The sequence below is a fragment of the Paenibacillus sp. JNUCC32 genome, assembly GCF_014863545.1.
In the GTDB taxonomy this organism is placed as follows: Bacteria; Bacillota; Bacilli; order Paenibacillales; family Paenibacillaceae; genus Paenibacillus_AQ; species Paenibacillus_AQ lautus_A.
This window is the reverse complement of sequence record NZ_CP062260.1, coordinates 1,751,450-1,769,877: the sequence shown is the minus strand read 5'-3', so window position 1 is coordinate 1,769,877 and position 18,428 is coordinate 1,751,450. Positions and strand designations below refer to the sequence as shown.

Genomic DNA, 18,428 nt, shown 5'->3' with positions numbered 1-18,428 from the left:
AAAAGCAGTTTTCCTATCTTACCGACAGCCGATACTGCCGTGGAGACATCTGCAGGAATCGCTGAAAGGCCCGGTTCAGGTTTCGTTCGGAATAACCGACGATTTCAGCAATCTCCGTGACCGTGTAATCCGTATCCTTGAGCAGCTGTTTCGCCTTCTGCACTTTGAAGTTCATGACGTATTCAACAAAGGATATGCCCATCTCCTTCTTGAACAGCCGGCTGAGATACGATGGGCTCACCCCCACCAGCTCGGCACAGTCCGCCAGTGAATGAGCACCATCGGGATGACGGCAGATATGGCTGCATACCCGCTGAACGATTAGGCGGGTGGATCGGGTGCGCAGGTCATGGCTGATTTCCTGGTACAGCGGGAACAGCACGCCGATGAACCAGTCATGCATTTCACGGGAGGTCTGGTTCTCCTTCAGCTGGTCGAACAGGTTACCCCCCAGCAGCTCCAGCACGCCGGGACCTTTCTCCTCCATCGACTGGACTATGGCCGAGAGCAGCACGTAATAGCTCTGGGAGGTCACGTTGTACGATTCCGACACCCGAATACGCCGGGAAAATTCATGAAGCGACGCCTCGGCCTGCGGAAGATCCCCGTTCCACAAATATTCGATCATCTCCGATTCGATATCCTTCGGATACATGAACACGGGATTACGCTCGATTCGGATCATGTCTTCATAAAACAGTACGGTATCCGCATCATGGAACAGGCGATATTGCAGAGCAAGCTGCGCCTCCTTATAGGATTCAGCCGCCCGGGTCAATGTTCCAGTATTGCCGATGCCGATGGACGCGGAAAATGAAAGATAGCGCGCCAGGGACTGGCTGACGGATTCCGCATAACATGCGAGGAGGTCGCGGAACTCCTGGGGGGAAGCCCCGGGCTCTCCCGGCCTCAGGATCGCCGCCGCTTCACGATCCTCCCGGTCCACCACGTAGCCCTCCAGCTGCCGGTTGTTTGCCAGCAGCTCGGACATGACGTTTTTGACCGCAAACACGATGACCGGACCTTCGTTAGGCAAGAATCGTTTTTTCACCGGATTCTCGACTTTCACCACCATCGTGGCATATGGTCCGCTCATCGGGATCTTGTGCTTCGCGCACCCCTCCTCCAGTGTGCCGGACCGCCATGAGCTTCCGGACAGCAGCAAACGCTGCAGAAACCGTTCCCGTAAATCCGGTTGAATTTTTCGAATGTAGCTGTTCAGGGATTCCGCCTGCTCGTTTAAGTAGCTGAGGGAGGAGCGGATGTATTCGATTTCATTCTCTTTGACGGAGCTCTCCACCCCACTCCTGCCGTTTCTTCTCAAATGCTCCCCGTAACGAAGGAGCTGCTGAATCGGATTGTACGCGATTTTGGACGAGAGCCAGGTGAGCAATACCGCGATCAGCATGAAGACGGTCACCGACATGACGATCAGGACGCGGATCCACCTCAATTGCTCGATCATCTCCCGCTCCGGCATCCGGGACACGTATAGACGGCCCATAGACGTCTTGTAAAAGGCGATCAGTTCCTTGCCGTCCTCCCCGGTCATGACGTCATGGCCGGACGTTTCCCCGTTCTCTACCAAAGATCCCAAAATGGGGTCTTCATCCGCGGTTTTGCCGATCTCGCTGCGTCCATCCGTATGCAGCATGACCCGGCGATCGGAGTCCAGAATGGCCAGCGACTGCTCCTCCAGGGAAAGGGAATAATTGTTCAAAAGGCTGCGAAGCGATTCCTCTTTCACGTGTATTAGGATGGTGCCCCTCGGTTGGCCCTGCACCATAACGGGAAGATGGCGGACGTAAGAGACGTATCCGTTCTCCGACGACTTCGGGAGGTGCATCCACCTCGCTCCCCCTTCCTTCGCCAGGGCTTGCTCAATATCTTCTTTTCCTTTATACCCGTCCAGGTGGACCAGGCCATAGGAATGCGACAGCAGCAGCCGGTGCCGAACATCGTAAAACAGGATGTCTTCGATCAGGTTATTAGTATTTTTGTGCAATTGAAACAGCTTGAGCATATCCAATTGCTGCATGTAGTCCGTCTCATATTCGGGATTTTCCAGCGCGCTGCGAATCAGCGGACCGCTGGCAAGCTGAAGCGATTCATGCTCGATGCTTGTTATGATATTTTCGACGCGGTCCTTCAGCTGCATCAAGGAAGCCATATTATTTTCCTGGAACTGGACCGTCAGCTTTTTCATGGAGAAATGGTAGTACGCGCTTCCGGCTAGGATCACCGGAATTACGGCCGACAGACATCCGAGCCAAATCAGACGCTTCAGATAGCGGTTCGCGGAGAACCAGCGGAGGAACGATGCCTGAATATGCTGCCAAAGAGACCTCACGATTTATCACCTCCGGTTCCCGCGGCAGGAACTGCCCTGCGGATCACTGTGCCATCCGCAACTCTCTACGGATGATCCTACACCTGTTATACTTCGTCCTCCCGCTTCCTCTATCCTTCAACAACAGCGTTAACGGTGGGATTCAGCGGAATCCGAATGCACTCCCAAACCTCCAGCCGCGGCAGGGTGAAGTTCAATTCGTCGTTCGCTGCGAATCCTTCTATACAGCCTCCGCCGATCAACATCTCCAGTTTAAAGCCGCTCCCTGTAGGCCATCTAGTCCCCGGTCTCAGCCGGACCTCGATGTCGTGCAGAGGCAGCGCCACTGCAAGCGGCCGGCGGCCGGCTCCGTTCACGAAGTGGAGCAGCAGATCACTGCCGCTTCGGAACAGGGTCGTCTGCAGTCCGGGATACGAAGTCGTTACAGACAGCAGCGGCCTCCCGTCAAGCAGGTGGTCAATCGCGTTAGCCAGCAGCATCTCATGCTCGGGCAGCCTGAATTCGCGGAGCAGTGCGCCCAGCGAGAACGCGAAGTACATGGCGCGGCCCGATCCCCACGAATGCTCCAAAGCCAGCGGCAGATCGGTGCGGGAAACGGGCAGCGAAGCCCGCTCCGGAGGAGCTCCCACGCTTTCCGGCGGAGAAAACGGCGGTACGAGCGTCGCCAGTACCCGAACCGCTTCACTGTGCGGCTGAACATAAGCGACATGGCCGCGGTGAGCGATCAGCGCCGTCGTATCCATTCCCTGCTGAAGCGGGTTGATCTCGCACGGCAGCTCCTGAAACCGTAAATAGGAGGCAATCAGGTATTCGCTTTTGAAGGCTTCCTCCGAAATGCCTAGCAGCTCATGGAGCGGCTTGACGCCGGCGTCGGCTGCAGCGGAAGGAAGTGCCCCTTCCGTTAGCAGTTGTCCCCCACCATGTACGTACGAACGCAAGTCGTGGATCAAGGACGGGGTATATTCCGTTCCTTCGGGAATCAATACAACGCGGTAGCGGTCCAACTCCCAATCCTTCCTGCTCTGGGGAAGCAGCACGTCAAACGGGATTTGCCGGTTGATCATCGTTTCGGCCCAGCTCTGCGCCTCGCCGCGCTCGTTCCAGAGCAGGGCGGTTTCCGCAGCCGATACGGCTCCGTCCATATAAGCATCCAGCTTGGCGGCATGATGATTCAGCTCGGCTACGGTTTTCATAATCCGCTTGTCTTCGATCGTATCGGGTATGCCCGTGACGGAGTGCCAGATCTGACCGCCGTTGGCCGGAATTTGAGCCAGCCAGAAGCGATATTCCGCTACCGGAAGCCCGGTATGGCGCCAATCCATGCCCGGGCAGGAATGCACGATGCCAAACGGAGCCGGCCTGCCCGGAACCGACCGCCCCACCTTGATGCTGAGAGCCGGCTTCCAGAATTCAGGGATCCGGGCATGGCCGAGCGAGAGTACGTCCTGCGGCTCCGTACACAGCATATCAGTGATCTGAACGCGCTTCGACAGATTGTCACGGTGGAGGTTGTAGTATAGAATCATGGGCACCTCCGGCCTCTCCAGCTTGATCAGGTCATACATCGCTTCCATATTGTCATCGAAGCTTCTCGCCGCGAAATCCGGCTCCAGCTCCCGCGAGGAATCCGGCAATTCCTTGCCGTACTGCTCCGCGTATTTACGCCTGCATCGCTCGCATCGGCAGAACACATAACCGGGGTTATTAAAAAAAATGCCATCGATCGGATACCGCGACAACGCTTCGCGGAGCACCGGAGCGGCGACATCCGCATTGCGGTAGCCGCCGTTGATGCAGGTGGACATCAAGAGCGGCCACGGTCCGGGCCGTTCAGCCCCGATGATCTCCGGGCGGCCGCCCTCCTTGCGGACGAACCATTCCGGCCTTCGGAGATACGCACTGTCATCCGCTTTGCTGAAGTCGAACCTGGCGATAAAGCGAAGGTCCTCACGGTGACAGGCCGTGATCAGTTCCCCGAGCAAATCGCGCCCCTCAGGGAGATATCCGTTCACGGTATGGTATGGAACCTGCGTGTCATACCAGGCATATATGCCGCCTGTATTGAAGACCATCGCATTCGCCCCCATCTCCTTCAGCTGCGCGGCAAGCCGGGGAGGGTCGATGCAGGCGGTATCCTGGACCTGCATATTGGGCTGTATGACGCGCAGCGGCTTGTGCCACCAGAAGCGTTCCTCATTAACCTTCGTCATTGCCTTACCTCCTTCTCATTTCAAACTGGCAACAAACGGGCGATTCGCAAGGCGGAGACAGCCGGTTTGAACAGAGGCTTCAACGATGCTGTCTCCTCCCGTTCTTCAACATATTCGCTCCAGAATGCGAGACCGCCCGAGCCGACTGTCCGTTACTCCCCGTTGAACTGCTTGTATGCTTCGGCCATTTGTTGGTACGCTTCCTGAATGTCCGGCTGGTTGTTCAGCTGATCAACGTATGCGCGGAACTCCTCCATTGGAATATGCCCGACGATCGCCTTTGTCACCATGGAAGCATATTCGTCGCTGTATTTAGGCCATGTGCTGCGCCAGCCCTCGGACGTGATGACGCGATAGTGGTCGATTTTTCCGATCTCGTCGTAATTTTCCACCTCTTTGATTTTGGCATCGTTAAAGGCTTTATCGCCGGAAGCGCTGATCACCTTGCCCCACTTGGCATAAGCCAGTACGCCCGCTCCCTTGCTCGTCGTATTGACTTCTTTGACCCCTTGTTCCGTCAGCACCTTCTGCCCGTCCTTTTCGGTGTAATGGACGCCTTCAATGCCGTAATAGGCAAAATCGGTCATTTCCTGGGACGCCGTCTGGTCGAAATATTTGAGCAGCTGCTTCACCTTCTCCTCCGGCACCTTCTTGGAGATGTAGAACCCGCCGGCTACGCCGGTTTCCAGACCGACCGCATAATCCCCTTTCGGTCCCTTCAAGGTCACGTTCAGGATTTTGGCATCAGGCTGACCGGACTTCTTCATCGCCTGCTCCCATTCATGATCCCACCAGATCGGACGGCCATAGGAAGCGGCGCGGTTCGTCTTGAAGAGTTCCTCCGCCTGGCTTTCCTTCATGACCGCGTATTCCTTGGACATCAGGCCGTCCGCGTACAGTCCGCGCAGCCATTCCACCATCTCGACGTACTGAGGCGTAAGGGACGGGCTCATCAGCCCGCCATCATCGGTATAGGTCGGATTGTATACGCCGAAGCCGGCCTGGAATGATGCGGGCGGGTTTTTGATATATAGGAGACCTACCGTATCCTTCTTCCCGTTGCCGTCCATATCGGCATCGACGATCTTCTTCAATGCTTCCTTGTATTCTTCGAAATCGGTCGGAACCTTGATGTTCAGCTTCTTCAGCCAGTCCTCGCGTATTTTCAGCCCGCCGTCGATCCGCGAACGGGACCGCGGCACCGCATAGATGCTTCCCTCGACCGACAGATATTTCAAGGCATCCGGGGCCAGGTTGTTTTTCAGATTCGGGTATTCGCTGAGATCCCCCAGGAACGGGGTCAAATCCCAAAACGCGCCGTTCTGGATAGCCGTAATCAGCGTAGGGCGGATCGGGTTCTGATAGGCCACGACTTCGGGCAGATCGCCGGAGGCCAGCAGCAAATCCAGCTTCGTGTCCAGATCCCCCGACGGCACCCATTCCACGTCCAGCTTGACGTTGGTGCGGCGCTCCCATTCCTTCCAATAGTCATTGTTCATGTCGGGGATCTCGTTATAGAGCCCGGCAAACATTTTGATTGTCATCGGCTTGCCGTCATTGCCTTCTGCTTCCGATCCTCCGGCGTTCTGCGGTTTCTCGCCCGCCTGCCCCCCGCAGCCTGCCAGCATGACGACGGCCATGAGGGCCGCGAGCCAGGGCTTCCAGCTTCTATGCGAGCTCCCCTTCTTTGATGTGTTTTTCATGTAAACCCCTCCTTATGGATGCTCATCATCCATGTATTGTTCTTGAACAAAATCCTAACTCCTTCCCGTCATTCGCGGCGGGATAACGCTTTCAACCTAACCGATCGCATTTTGATCGCAATTCCGATGCGTAAGGGGATCGTTGCCGCATCCTTCCTCAACCTTTAATCGACCCGAGCATCACCCCTTTAGCAAAATGCTTTTGCAGAAATGGGTAAACAACCAAGATCGGTACCATCGCTAGTACAATTGAGGCCATCCGGATGGTCTCTTGCGGCACCACGTTTTCGTCGCTTGCCCCGGCCTGGGCCACCGCCACCGAATTGGAATCGATGACCAGCGTTTTAATCAACAGCTGAAGCGTCCACTTGCTGGAATCCGATAAGTAAATCAAGGCGTTAAAATAGGCGTTCCAATGCCCGACCGCAAAGAACAGGGTGAAGGTGGCGATCGCCGGCATCGACAGCGGGATTATCATTCGCAAAAAAACGCCCATATCCGAGCAGCCGTCCATTTTCGCGGAATCCTCCAATTCGGATGGAAGCGAATCCAAGAAGCTTTTGATAACGATCAAGCTCCAGGCGTTGGTCAGGCCCGGCCAGATCATGGACCAGTAGGAATTCAACAGGCCTAGTTCCTTGACCAGCAAGTAGTTGGGCACGATACCCGGGCTGAACACCAGCGTGAAGATGACGAGCCCCATTACCCAGCGATTCCCGGGCATGGACCGTTTCGTCAGCGCGTAGGCCATCGTAAAGGAAACGACGATGTTGAGCGCGGTACCGACGACCGTGATGAAAACGGTGCTTTTAAACGCATTCATAAAGCTGTTGGTCGATAGAATGTACTTGTAGGACTCCAGGGACCACTGCTCGGGAAACAAATAAAATTTAAGCGGAACATAGACCTCGGGATCCGTAAAGGAAACGCTGAACACGTATAGAAACGGAAACAAGCATGCGACCGAGAACAAGGTGATTAGACTGTAGTTGACCCAATCGAACAAGCTTAGCCCTTTTTTTCGGATAACGAAGCTCACGCGGAATTCCTCCTTTCGTTTAGCATAATGAGTATTCGGCAGACGCCTTTGGAGGCTTAATAAATGCCTTCATGGCCGAGCCGCTTTACGATTTTGTCGGCGGCCACGATCAGGACGAGCCCCACCAGTCCCTTGAACATGCCGACCGTCACCCCTACGCTGATTTTCCCTTGAAGAATGCCGTGCGTGTAGGAGTACGTATCGAACACCTCCGCCACCGAGCGCACCAGCGGATTCATCATCAGCAAAATCTGCTCGAAGCCAGTGTCCGCCATGCTGCCCAGCCGAAGAATAAGCAAAATGATGATCGTTGGCCGGATGGCCGGAAGCGTGATATGCCAGATCTGGCGGAACCTGCCCGCCCCGTCCACGACGGCGGCTTCGTAGCGCTGGGGATCCACGCCCGCCATGGCCGCCAGGAAGATAATCGTTCCCCATCCGGCCTCCTTCCACATGCTTTGCGCGGTCAGAAGTCCCCAGAAGTAATTGGGGTTGGACAGAAAGGAAACGGTATCCCTGCCGCTTTCGGCAATGAGTTTATTGACGATCCCCACGTCCGTCGACAACAGAAAGAACGTCATGCTGGCCACGACGACCCACGACAGGAAATGAGGCAGGTATACTATGGACTGGTTCAGGCGCTTGAAGCTCTCATGCCGGATTTCATTCAGCATCAGGGCCAGCAGGATTGGGAGCGGAAAATGGAAGATCAGCGCGATCATATTGATCGCAAACGTGTTCCGCAACATAATATAGAAGTTGGAGCTCGAGAACAGATCCGCAAAGTGCTTAAATCCAGCCCATTCGCTTCCGGCAAAGCCAAGAAACGGATTGTAATCTTTGAAGGCCAAAAGCAGCCCCCACATCGGAGCGATTTTGAACAGCAAGAAGAAGAGCAGCCCGGGCAACAGCAGCAAATAAATGACGCGGTGCTTGACGATGCGGGACGCGAGACTGCCCGGGCGAAGCGTTAGGCCCGGCTTGAAGACCCTGCCGGCCCTTTGGGTAGGTATAGCAGATTTAGGCTTTGGCATCGCTGGTGATCAGCTCCTTTCGATCGCCGACAGGCGCGGCCTGAAGCCAAACCGCTTCATAACGGCCGATTTGCGGCAGCGTCACCGTCACGCGATCTTGCGAGGTTTCCACCTGCGCATCGGATTCGGCACGGAGCAGCCTGCCCCTCGCTACCGCGTTTCTTGGCAGCATCCACTTTTGCGGCCAAGACCCCGACGCATTCGCTACAGCGGTTTCGTCCACGCGATCAACGGTCAGTTCCACCTGAACATCATATAACGGAAGCGGATTCATAAAAGTCGTCCCGTTATATCCGGAGAGATTCAGCAGCTGAACCAGGCATCCGCCCTCCTTCAAACGGTGAACGAACAACTCTAGACATGGAGGTGCGTTCGTAGTAGCAACCCGATTCGGCACGATGTCATGTAGAACGTCCGCCATTACCTGCCTGTAGTCCTCGAACCCGTGGCGATAGTAGAGCTCGCCTGGATTCCAAGGCATATACACGCCGGTTCGGACCGTTCCCTGCTTGCCGACCCGCCTGTGCAGCCCCAAACCGTAATCTGCTCCGATGCGGTGGCCGTAGGCACGCTCCGGCGGCCCGAACGTGGACGGTTCGATGAATGGCAATCGGCACTCGGTCGTATCCGGGTCAAAGGCAACGCGGGCAAAGCTTCCGCCCGCGACGATCCAGTCCCGGCCATGGGCAAATCCGGGGAAATGCGACTTGTCCGAAACGTCCAGGTAAGCGCCCGGCTCCGATTGTTTCACGCCGGCGAACGAGGCCGCGAACCATTCCTTAAGCAGCTCCGGCTGCCGCTCCAGCGCGGTTCCCGTTGCGACCAGCACCGCGCCGGCATCCGCCGCCCGATGCAGCGCTCGCGCCGCCGCCACCGACAATCCCTGAACGCCGGGAAGAATAACCGCTCGCATATGCATTAGTTTGGACTCCATGGCCACCAGCTGTTCTTCCATCACCACGTCGAAGAGGACGTGCTCTTCCTTTAGCATTTTGAACATACCGTGATACTCCGCTGCTGCTTCGGGGGCCGCTGGCTTGACGAGCGCCGCTTCAGCCATGGAGCCGAGCTGTCCGAACAGCTCCTCGTGCTCCGCATGGTATCGGAAAATATCCTTTACCGTTTCGAAGCTTGCCCGGTCCGGGTATCCTTCGAATGCCCCGATAATACAGAAATCCAGCCCCGATCCGCTTCCGATGCTTTGATATAAACGGATCGCATTTTCATTCTCGGATACTCCTGTGAAACGGTAGGCCAGGTCGATGGCATTAATGCTGCAGTTGCTGACCAGCTTGTCATCCCAGCTGTCTTGTATGGACGCAACATTCTCCGAGGCTGAATACAGCCAAGGCTGGCCGCTCCTTTTCAGCGACGTATTCGATTCCTTGCGGACGATATCGACCCGGTGTGGGTGATACGTGCTAATGGCCACATCGGACCGCAGCGACTTCACGAATCCGTGAATGCGCTCCAGCATTTCCCTTGACGTCCGTTCCTGGAAGGACCTGTACAGCTCGTGCATCGGATGTTCGGGACCGGTATACGCAAGCAAATCTTCGCCGGTTACTTCGCGAAACCGCAAGCGGCAGTTTGGGCAATAACAAGGACCATAGAAATTTCCGCTGTAATCCCAATGCTGGTAGCCGAACATATTGAAGAAAATCCCATCCACCGGATAACGCTCCAGCACTTCTTGAATGCTCTCCAGCGACTTCACCTGCTGATAGACTCCATTCAGGCACGTATGAACGATGCCGTGATAATTGACCTCCCGCCCCTCCCGGTCCCGGTAAAACCATTCGGGATACCGCATCCACAACGATTCATGCGCTTTACTGAAATCGAACCGCGCAATAAATCGCAATCCATTAGCATGGGCTTTTTCTACCGCTTCCCCCAGAAGGTCCTTGGTTAAATAAGGCGTTACATATTGATGCATAAGCGATGATGGATAGAACGCAAATATGCCTCCTGCATTCATCATGAGCACATTCGCTTGGAACGACTTGAGCTCGCGAATCAAAAGATCCACATCCATATCGGCGTCCGTCTCGCGAAGATTATTTTGAATCAATCGGAGACGGTTCGTTGACCACCATTTCATCCCCATTCCCTCCTTTGCTTGTGGTGTATGTCTACCATAATGAAGCTGAGGGCAGCAGAACAGGGACAATTCTTGCATGAGCACGTTAGGAAAAATATGTCCGATCCGGCATGGGGCGATATCCAGCCCGAGGTCCCCTATACCTGACAGATCCGCAAGGTAAGAACAGGAGTTTATCGGTCATTTCTTGTTTGGCAGGAAAACTGCAAAAAATGTCCCGTTCCAACCTTCTCTTGTACGGCGGATTATGTCTGCATGATCGATTGAGTTTACGGTTAGGCATCCAAACGATGGGTATGTATTTTCTTTGTACTCGCAACAAAAAAACTCACCCTTGGGTGAGTTTTTTCAATCATGCGCGATTAAGCGAGAATACGTCTCCGGCTACGATTATGCCAGATTGATGCCTCGGATCGCTTCCACGTTTACTTTCGGTTTACGGTCTTCCGTCAGCAAGCCGTTCACTTCCTGCTGCACGTCCGTAATTTGCGTATAACAGAAACCGCACACATAAGGCAAATTCTTGATCGCTTGTGTGATTCCTTCGTACCGCTTCAAGAATTCGTCCTCGCTGCGAACCTGATTGCCGTAACCCCAGCCCTCTTCGCTTGTAAAAGCGATGCCGCCGTATTCGCTGATGATGACGGGCTGGCCCCGATAGCCATATCCCTGCGCGAATGGATAACGGTGTGTATTATGCGCGATTTTGTTGCCTAACAGCGCATCCTTGTCCCGATACCGCTCTTCCAGCATAGCGCCGATTTCTTCATAATCATGGAGCGTAATGATATCCGAAACCGTATGCTCCCAGCCGTCGTTCACGATCACCGGCCTCATCTGGTCGAAAGCCTTGGTCAGATGATAGATCGATTCCGTAAATTGCTGCTGCTTGCGGTTGGTCGCTATATCGGAAATTCCCCAAGACTCGTTGAACGGTACCCAGGTGATGATGGAAGGATGGTTGTAATGCTGCCGGACGACGTCCATCCACTCTTGCGTGAACCGCTCGACCGCATCGTCTCCGAATTCGTAAGTCGACGGCATTTCCGACCATACCAACAATCCTTTGCGGTCACACCAATATAAATAACGGGGATCCTCCAGCTTCTGATGCTTGCGCACGCCGTTAAAGCCGAGCGCAATCGTTTTGTCGATGTCTTCCAGCAGCGCTTCCTCCGACGGAGGGGTCAAATGCGTATCGCTCCAGTATCCTTGATCCAACAGCAAACGCTGATAAATCGGCGTATGGTTCAAGATAATTTGATCCCCTGCGATCCGAATGCTCCGCATGCCGAAATAAGAATAGGCGGTGTCGATCGGCTTTCCATTTTGCTTCAGAATCATCTCGACGTCGTATAAATTCGGATGGTTCGGATGCCACGGCTTGACTTTCCATTCGCCCACGGCTTCGTTTACGACGCTCACATCGACCGTTACCGTTCCGCGTTCCACGCTCGTTTCCGTCGAACGGATCAGCTTCCCGTCAAACCGGATGATGGTCTGGAGGGTTAACCCGTCGTAGCCGTGCGCGGCATTGCCCAGTTCATAGCCGAAATTCGCCGACCCGCGTTCCAGTTCCGGCGTTATCTTCACCCGGCTGATGTGAATCGGATTCACGTATTCCATCCACACGGTTTGCCATATTCCGGTCGTCTGCACGTACCAGCACCCGAAGTTGTCCTTCATCCATCGCTGCTTGCCGCGCGGCTGCGTACAGCTGTTGCCGTCCACGACTTGAACGGTAATCCTGTTCTCGCGTCCAAACTCGACTGCTTCCGTAATATCGAAGGCAAAGGCTGCGTATCCGCCTTCATGCACGCCGATTTTGCTGCCGTTGACCCACAGGGTCGCCGCGTAATCGACCGCTTGAAAATGTAAAATGATCCTTTTGCCTTCTGCCTCGGCAGGTACGGCTACACTACGTTCATACCATACGCAAGGATGAAATGTTTCATCCGCGATGCCGCTTGCTTTGGTCTCGTACGCAAAAGGCACCGTGATTTTACGGTCAGCTTGAAGGCGTTCGTACCACTTGGCGCTTTCTCCTTCTAGAGCATCGTCGAAGCGAAAATCCCATTCCCCGTTCAGATTTACCCATTCCTCGCGTACCAATTGCGGTCTGGGATAGTCCTTTATATATTTGTGCGAGCTAGACATTATGTTCCACTCTCCATCTTCTGTTAGTTTATCGTTTCTATTTGGTTCCTATGGATTCCACCGTTAAATCGCCAAGCCCGATCTGTTCAGCATGAACCGATCGAATGCCGACCCTCCCCTGCATGAAGGCCTGGGGATCGTCATACGTCAGGACAGGCTCTTCTCCATCCTCGACGAAGACGCGGATCGTCCCGTGAACTGCTTCGATGCGCAAGCTGACGGGCTTGTTCCGTTCCAGCTCAACTTTGATGCTTTGAAGCAGCTCGGAATCGTAATTATGTTTGTACAGTTCCAGTTTCGTGGCGGTGACCGCGAGGAAATATCCCATCAGCGAATCGCTCACTTGATCCCTGAAATCCGACTCGTTTGTCACCCGGAAGAGTACGCCCGCTTGACCGGACGGATCATCGCCCAGCGTTACGGTCGTCCGGATGCGGTAGTCGGACCAAAGGCGGCTGCCTCCATACATCTTGGCATCGGCATCGGCTGCCCCGGCATAACTTCCGGCGGTTTCGTTCCAACGGCCGTGAACATCCTCGGAACTTGCTTGTTCCAATAAACGTTCGATCTTGAATGCTTGATCATCGACCAGCTCGAATTCCATCGTTTTCCACTCCAGCTGCCCATAGTCCAATTGAATGGCGAGGCTATGTAATCCCTTTTCGAGCTTTAGGGATCCTACCCGAATTTTTACCCAGGGTTCGCTGCTGGCGTCATGGCTGCCGTCGATTTTATAGCTTCCGGCTTTTTGATCGTCCACGAGCAGCTTAAAGGCTGCCGGCCCCGCGTCAGCCTTGACCGACAAGTCCAGCGCATAGGTGCCCGATTCCGAAACGTTTACTGCATAACGCAGCCAATCGCCTTTTTCCCTAAGCGCAGCCGAATAGCTGCCATCCTCCGCCTGCCGGATCGCCGTTCCGTCCGAATGACGCCATGCGGCGGTTTCCGACGGTTGACGAACCGCATACCCCCTGCCTTCGCCGCTAAGATAATGCACGGCTTCCATGCTGCCGGGAAGCGGCTTGGCCGTTTCGAAGTCACTGCTGCCGTCGGCTTGATTCGAGAATGCGGTATACGACAATCCCGGTACGCCGTTATCGTACCGATACCCGATACGGCCAGGTCCGAACGTTTCCGAAGATTCATCCAGCTTCACTACGCCGTCCAGGTAAACCCGAAGCCGCTCGTTCCCTCGTTCAATACGAATCGTGTGCAGCTTCGACCAATCCGTATCTTCCGGAAGCTCCGCGGTGGCGAGCACTTTACGGTTGCCATCCTCCATCCTGCCCAAGGATAGTCGGTTTAGTTCCGGTTCGATTTCTGCGAACCCGAAACGGTTGGTCTCCTCATAGGCAAACAATGCGGCGACCCGCGTCTTTGACGGCACCAAATTATATTCCGCCGTATAGATGCGATCCGTGCTCTCCTTGGTGATGATTCGAGCGCCTCCTTCCGATTTCTCCGACTCCCACCGGCTCTCATCGATGGCGTCTGCGTCCAGCCGATCGGCAAAGACCGGCCCTCTCGGGATAGGCTGATCGTAATTCGTAGGACCCAGAATCTCCATCTTGTCTCCGTTGAATACCAGCCGGTCGATGTTCATGCGACGGACAGGCGGGCCTTCCTGGGATCTTCCCGTCAAGTTATGATAGACGAGATAATAAGAATCCAGATCGGGCCCCATCACCGTCGAGCTGTGGCCAAGCCCGTAAAAGTCCGGCTTAGTGCTGATGACGAGCGGATTGTTGGCCGGAATGCTGTACGGACCGAGCGGCGAATCATGCGATACGGCATAATGAATGCGGTAGCCTTTGCTGAATACATGATTCCCGGTATATGTCATGTAATAGGTACCGTTCCGCTTGATGATCATGGACCCTTCCGTCCAATGCCCCAAATAGGGCCCGGGAATCGTCTGACCGACGCCGAATTCGGCGGGTCCGTCCATCGGAACGCCGACAATGCCCGACGATCCAGCATGGGTAAACAGCCAGGAGCCGTCATCGTCGATAAAGACCGAGCCGTCGATGCTCATTCCGACATTCTCGGAGATTCTTTCGAACGGGCCTGTCGGCGATTCGCTTCGGAACACGTAATGTCCCCTTCCCGCCGGAGAAGTGTATAGATAAAACCACCCGTTCGAGTAAATCACTTCGGGGGCATAGGCTCCGGTCGATACAGGATCTTCCGTCACAAGCCCCGCATAGCTCCAATCGACCAGATTGTCCGATATCCAAGCCTTGATTCCCGTCCGATGATCCTTAGTGCTTACATACAGATAATAGCGGCCGTCATGCCGCAGCACATACGGATCCCCATTGCCGTAATCCTCCCATTCTTCCTCCAACGACTGAAAGGGATTGGCATACATTTCATTGTATATTTCCATATCGACCGCCTCCGGTTTCGTGGTTGTATCGCATCCCGACAATGCCAATCCGGCCGCTAAACCTAACGCTCCGATACAACATGCGATTTTTGACAGGCGCGGCATTCTTATCCCCATGCGCCTCACCCCTTGATTCCGCTGATTGCCATCGATTCGATAAAGTATCTTTGGCAGAAAAAGAACACGATGATCACCGGCACCATGGAAATGATGGCTGCGGCCATGATCATCGGATAATCCGACTGGCCGATGTACATCGCCTGCATGGAAGCGATCAGCACTTGAATCGTTTGCTTCTCGGGCGTATGCAGGTAAATCAGCGGGCCGAGGAAATCGTTCCAGATGCCCATAAAGCCGAGAGCGGCTTGGGCAGCGAGCGCCGGCTTCATGATCGGCAGCGCGATTTTGAAGAAGATGCCCGGAAAGCTGCAGCCGTCGATCTTCGCCGCTTCGATCAATTCGGTCGGCATCGCGCTCTGCAAATATTGGCGTATAAAAAAGATGACGACGATGTTGCCGAACAGGCCGGGTACGATGAGCGGCAGCAAGGTGTCTACCCAATCCAGCCTGGAAAACCCGATATACTGCGGTATCATTACCACCGAATACGGAATCATCATCGTTCCGAGCAAGCCCATGAAGAGCATGCCTTTGTAAGGGAATTCGAATTTGCCGAATGCATAGGCCGACATTGCGGATACCAGCATTCCTATGGTCAGGACGATCACCACGATGATCAAGCTGTTCATGAATCCATGCAGCAAAGGCGACTCCAGCCAAACCTTCGCATAGTTGCCGAACGTAATCGGTTCGGGAATCCATTGCGGAGGAATTTCGAATACGTTTCGCCGATCCTTCAACGAAGTCGAGATGGTCCAGATGAACGGAGCGACCATAAAGATCGATCCGAAAAGCAGCAGCAGCAGCGACCAGAGGTCCGTCATTTTTTCCCGTTTCACAGATTTCCCCCCTAGTCTTGGTAAACCCAGCGATTGGAAAGCTTGAATTGTATAAGCGTGACAACAAAGATGAGAATGCCCAGCACCCAGGCAACCGCGCTTGCATAACCCATGTTAAAGTACTGGAACGCATGCTGGAAAATATAATAGACCACCGTGGCCCCGCTGTATTCAGGCCCGCCGTCTACCGCCAGCACGTAAATTTGGCTGAACGACTGGAACGCCCCGATGATTCCCATGACCACGACGAAAAAATGAATAGGCGTGAGCAGCGGGATGGTAATCCGCGTCAGCTTGTGCCATGCGCCAGCGCCGTCGATTTCCGCGGCTTCATAATACGTCGAGGAAATGGATTGCAGACCTGCAAGGTACAGCACCATGTTGCCGCCGATGCCGCTCCAAAGCCCGATCAGGATTAACGAAGGCTTCACCCACTCCGGCTTACCCAGCCAGTTAGGGCCGGCAATGCCGAACGTTTCCCACAGAAAATTGTTGAGCAAGCCGTAATCCTGATTTAATATCCACTGCCACAACAGCGATACGGCGATGACCGGCGAAATGACCGGAAGATAATAGATCGTGCGCATGAACGAGATGCCGGCGAATTTACGGTTCATCAGGATGGCCAGCAGCATCGAAAGCACCATGCCGATCGGAATGCCGATCATTAAATAAATCGTATTGTACATTGATTTGTACACTTTCTCGTCGCCCATAAGATCCTTATAGTTGGCGAGTCCCGCCCACTGCGGATCGGATAGCATATCCCATTTGTGAAAGCTGATATATATGGAGAACAAGATCGGCACAAGGCCGAACAAAAGAAACCCGAGAACCGGCGGAGCGACGAACAGATACAACCATGCCAGTTCTCTTCTGCGATACCCGCCAAGCTTGGTACCCATATTCCATTCCACCTTCGCCAGTATTCGATTGATCAGGACGTCTTGATACGGCGGGAGGCGCCGATATCCATGGCTGGCGCCCCGCCTGCTTCATTATTTATTGCCTTTGTCGTAGAGTTCCTGCATCTTCGGCTGGATTTGGGCCGTAAAGTCTTTGGCCGACATCTCGCCGTTCCACACTTTACTCGCGTTCTGATTGAACGTATCCATCCATTGCGTATCCTTGGAGAAAGCTATAACGTTTGGTCGTCCGTAATCTTGGATAATGTCCAGAAAGACTTGGCGCGTCTGCGGTCCTTTGTCCATTTCCTTAAATTCGCCTTCGGCCATGTTGATCAGGTTGGGAACCGCCTGGCCGAGCTGGTAGTTTTCGCGCTGGCCTTGCTCATCCAGCGATAAGAAGGCGGCCAAATCGAACGCTTCCTGCGGGTGCTTGGATTTTGCCGATACGGCAAATCCCATTGAGCCGAGCCAGGTCGCCGTTTGTCCCGTGTTCGGGCTTGCAGGCCATGCCGCAATATCCCAATCGAAAGGCAGCTCCCAAAATGCCGGCTGATCCCACGGACCCATCGCAAACATGCCTAGCTGTCCGTTAATGAAGCGCGTATACGCATTCATCGCTTGTTCGGCTTCCTGATTCGGGCTGACCTTATACTTCAGATTCAGGTCGGCAACAAATTGCATCGCCTCGTAGAATGCGGGCTCGTTGACCTTTACCGTGCCGGTGGCGTAATCGATGAATTCGCCGCCGTTGCCCCAAACCGCCGATTCCAGACTGTAAGCGCCTACACCATACTGTTCAGCCTTTCCGTCTCCGTTGTTGTCGACCGTCAGCTTCTGGGCAGCTTCCAGCATGTCGTCCCAGGTCCATTCCCCGGCTTTGGCCGAAGGATACGGCACATTCGCTTTGTCAAACAAATCTTTATTGTAGACAAAAGCCCACGGACCTACGTCCTTCGGCAGGCCGTACAAATCGCCCGCCCCGACCTTGCTGCCGTCAAAACGATAGCGGTCCATGGCCTGCTTCCATACGTTATCGGGATTAAACAATGACGTCTGATCCAGGTATGACTGGATGTTGAGAAGGGTGCCGGCTTCGGCGAAACGGTAAAACTCCGGACCGCCGACATAGAATACGTCCGGCACTTTGCCTGAACTGATCAGCGTTGTCATCTTCTGCGAGTATTCGCCCGGCGGCACCGAAGTGTATTTAACGGTGACGTGCGGATACTTCTCCTCAAAGGAAGCGATCAGCTTTTCGAAAATCTTTTTTTCGTTCGGATTGCCGTGGCCCATAAACTCAATCGTGACGGGTTCCTTCTGGTCCGTACCGGTGGACGCTTCCTGACCTGGCTTCGACGCGTCCGGGTTGCTTGTAGCAGTCCCTTCGTTTGTTCCGTTGCTGCCCCCGCTGCAAGCGGATAGCGCAAACACCAGCAGCAGCATCAACATACCTGCAAATTTGCTTTTCGTTTTCATGCGATCCCCCTCTTCTTTAACAAATGATTTGGTTGTAAGCGCTTTACGGAATCATAATAACTTATATTATTATAATTTTATATACTATATTTATTATAA

General features: G+C 54.3%; 11 protein-coding genes. All 11 read right to left on the bottom strand.

Translation table 11 applies throughout. From position 1 onward, the window contains the following. Positions 1-13: 13 nt before the first annotated feature. Positions 14-2,350 (bottom strand): helix-turn-helix domain-containing protein, encoded by a 2,337-nt coding sequence (locus JNUCC32_RS08120; RefSeq protein ID WP_192571612.1) that lies wholly within the window; start codon positions 2,348-2,350, stop codon positions 14-16. 110 nt (positions 2,351-2,460) lie between these two features. Further along, a complete protein-coding gene (locus JNUCC32_RS08115; RefSeq protein WP_192571611.1) occupies positions 2,461-4,560 on the bottom strand; it encodes a hypothetical protein in 2,100 nt (699 codons plus the stop codon). Positions 4,561-4,712: 152 nt separating this feature from the next. Then, the gene (locus JNUCC32_RS08110; protein ID WP_192571610.1) at positions 4,713-6,263 is read right to left on the bottom strand and encodes an extracellular solute-binding protein; all 1,551 of its coding nucleotides are present in this window, start codon (positions 6,261-6,263) and stop codon (positions 4,713-4,715) included. A 157-nt stretch (positions 6,264-6,420) separates the two neighbouring features. Further along, positions 6,421-7,302 (bottom strand): carbohydrate ABC transporter permease, encoded by an 882-nt coding sequence (locus JNUCC32_RS08105; RefSeq protein WP_096774075.1) that lies wholly within the window; start codon positions 7,300-7,302, stop codon positions 6,421-6,423. 56 nt (positions 7,303-7,358) lie between these two features. Then, on the bottom strand, positions 7,359-8,336 hold the full coding sequence (locus tag JNUCC32_RS08100; RefSeq protein ID WP_192571609.1) for an ABC transporter permease: 978 nt from the start codon (positions 8,334-8,336) through the stop codon (positions 7,359-7,361). After that, complete coding sequence (locus JNUCC32_RS08095; RefSeq protein ID WP_228468899.1) at positions 8,323-10,440, bottom strand: family 10 glycosylhydrolase; 2,118 nt, start codon at positions 10,438-10,440, stop codon at positions 8,323-8,325. The genes JNUCC32_RS08100 and JNUCC32_RS08095 overlap by 14 nt, the downstream gene beginning before the upstream one ends. A gap of 390 nt (positions 10,441-10,830) precedes the next feature. Continuing rightward, on the bottom strand, positions 10,831-12,597 hold the full coding sequence (locus tag JNUCC32_RS08090; protein ID WP_192571607.1) for a glycoside hydrolase family 2 protein: 1,767 nt from the start codon (positions 12,595-12,597) through the stop codon (positions 10,831-10,833). Between the two features lie 37 nt (positions 12,598-12,634). Then, a complete protein-coding gene (locus JNUCC32_RS08085) occupies positions 12,635-14,986 on the bottom strand; it encodes a family 43 glycosylhydrolase (protein ID WP_192572620.1) in 2,352 nt (783 codons plus the stop codon). Positions 14,987-15,108: 122 nt separating this feature from the next. Continuing rightward, positions 15,109-15,945, bottom strand: a complete 837-nt coding sequence (locus JNUCC32_RS08080; protein ID WP_192571606.1) for a carbohydrate ABC transporter permease — start codon at positions 15,943-15,945, stop codon at positions 15,109-15,111. Between the two features lie 11 nt (positions 15,946-15,956). Next, complete coding sequence (locus JNUCC32_RS08075; RefSeq protein ID WP_015735775.1) at positions 15,957-16,850, bottom strand: carbohydrate ABC transporter permease; 894 nt, start codon at positions 16,848-16,850, stop codon at positions 15,957-15,959. A 93-nt stretch (positions 16,851-16,943) separates the two neighbouring features. Further along, on the bottom strand, positions 16,944-18,329 hold the full coding sequence (locus JNUCC32_RS08070) for an ABC transporter substrate-binding protein (RefSeq protein WP_192571605.1): 1,386 nt from the start codon (positions 18,327-18,329) through the stop codon (positions 16,944-16,946). Positions 18,330-18,428 lie beyond the last annotated feature (99 nt).

What these genes read in the sequence shown, in the direction of transcription:
- JNUCC32_RS08115 (WP_192571611.1), bottom strand. Translation starts at nt 4,560, where the DNA reads ATGACGAAGGTTAATGAGGAACGCTTCTGGTGGCACAAGCCGCTGCGC.
- JNUCC32_RS08110 (WP_192571610.1), bottom strand. Translation starts at nt 6,263, where the DNA reads ATGAAAAACACATCAAAGAAGGGGAGCTCGCATAGAAGCTGGAAGCCC.
- JNUCC32_RS08100 (WP_192571609.1), bottom strand. Translation starts at nt 8,336, where the DNA reads ATGCCAAAGCCTAAATCTGCTATACCTACCCAAAGGGCCGGCAGGGTC.
- JNUCC32_RS08095 (WP_228468899.1), bottom strand. Translation starts at nt 10,440, where the DNA reads ATGAAATGGTGGTCAACGAACCGTCTCCGATTGATTCAAAATAATCTT.
- JNUCC32_RS08090 (WP_192571607.1), bottom strand. Translation starts at nt 12,597, where the DNA reads ATGTCTAGCTCGCACAAATATATAAAGGACTATCCCAGACCGCAATTG.
- JNUCC32_RS08085 (WP_192572620.1), bottom strand. Translation starts at nt 14,986, where the DNA reads ATGGAAATATACAATGAAATGTATGCCAATCCCTTTCAGTCGTTGGAG.
- JNUCC32_RS08075 (WP_015735775.1), bottom strand. Translation starts at nt 16,850, where the DNA reads ATGGGTACCAAGCTTGGCGGGTATCGCAGAAGAGAACTGGCATGGTTG.
- JNUCC32_RS08070 (WP_192571605.1), bottom strand. Translation starts at nt 18,329, where the DNA reads ATGAAAACGAAAAGCAAATTTGCAGGTATGTTGATGCTGCTGCTGGTG.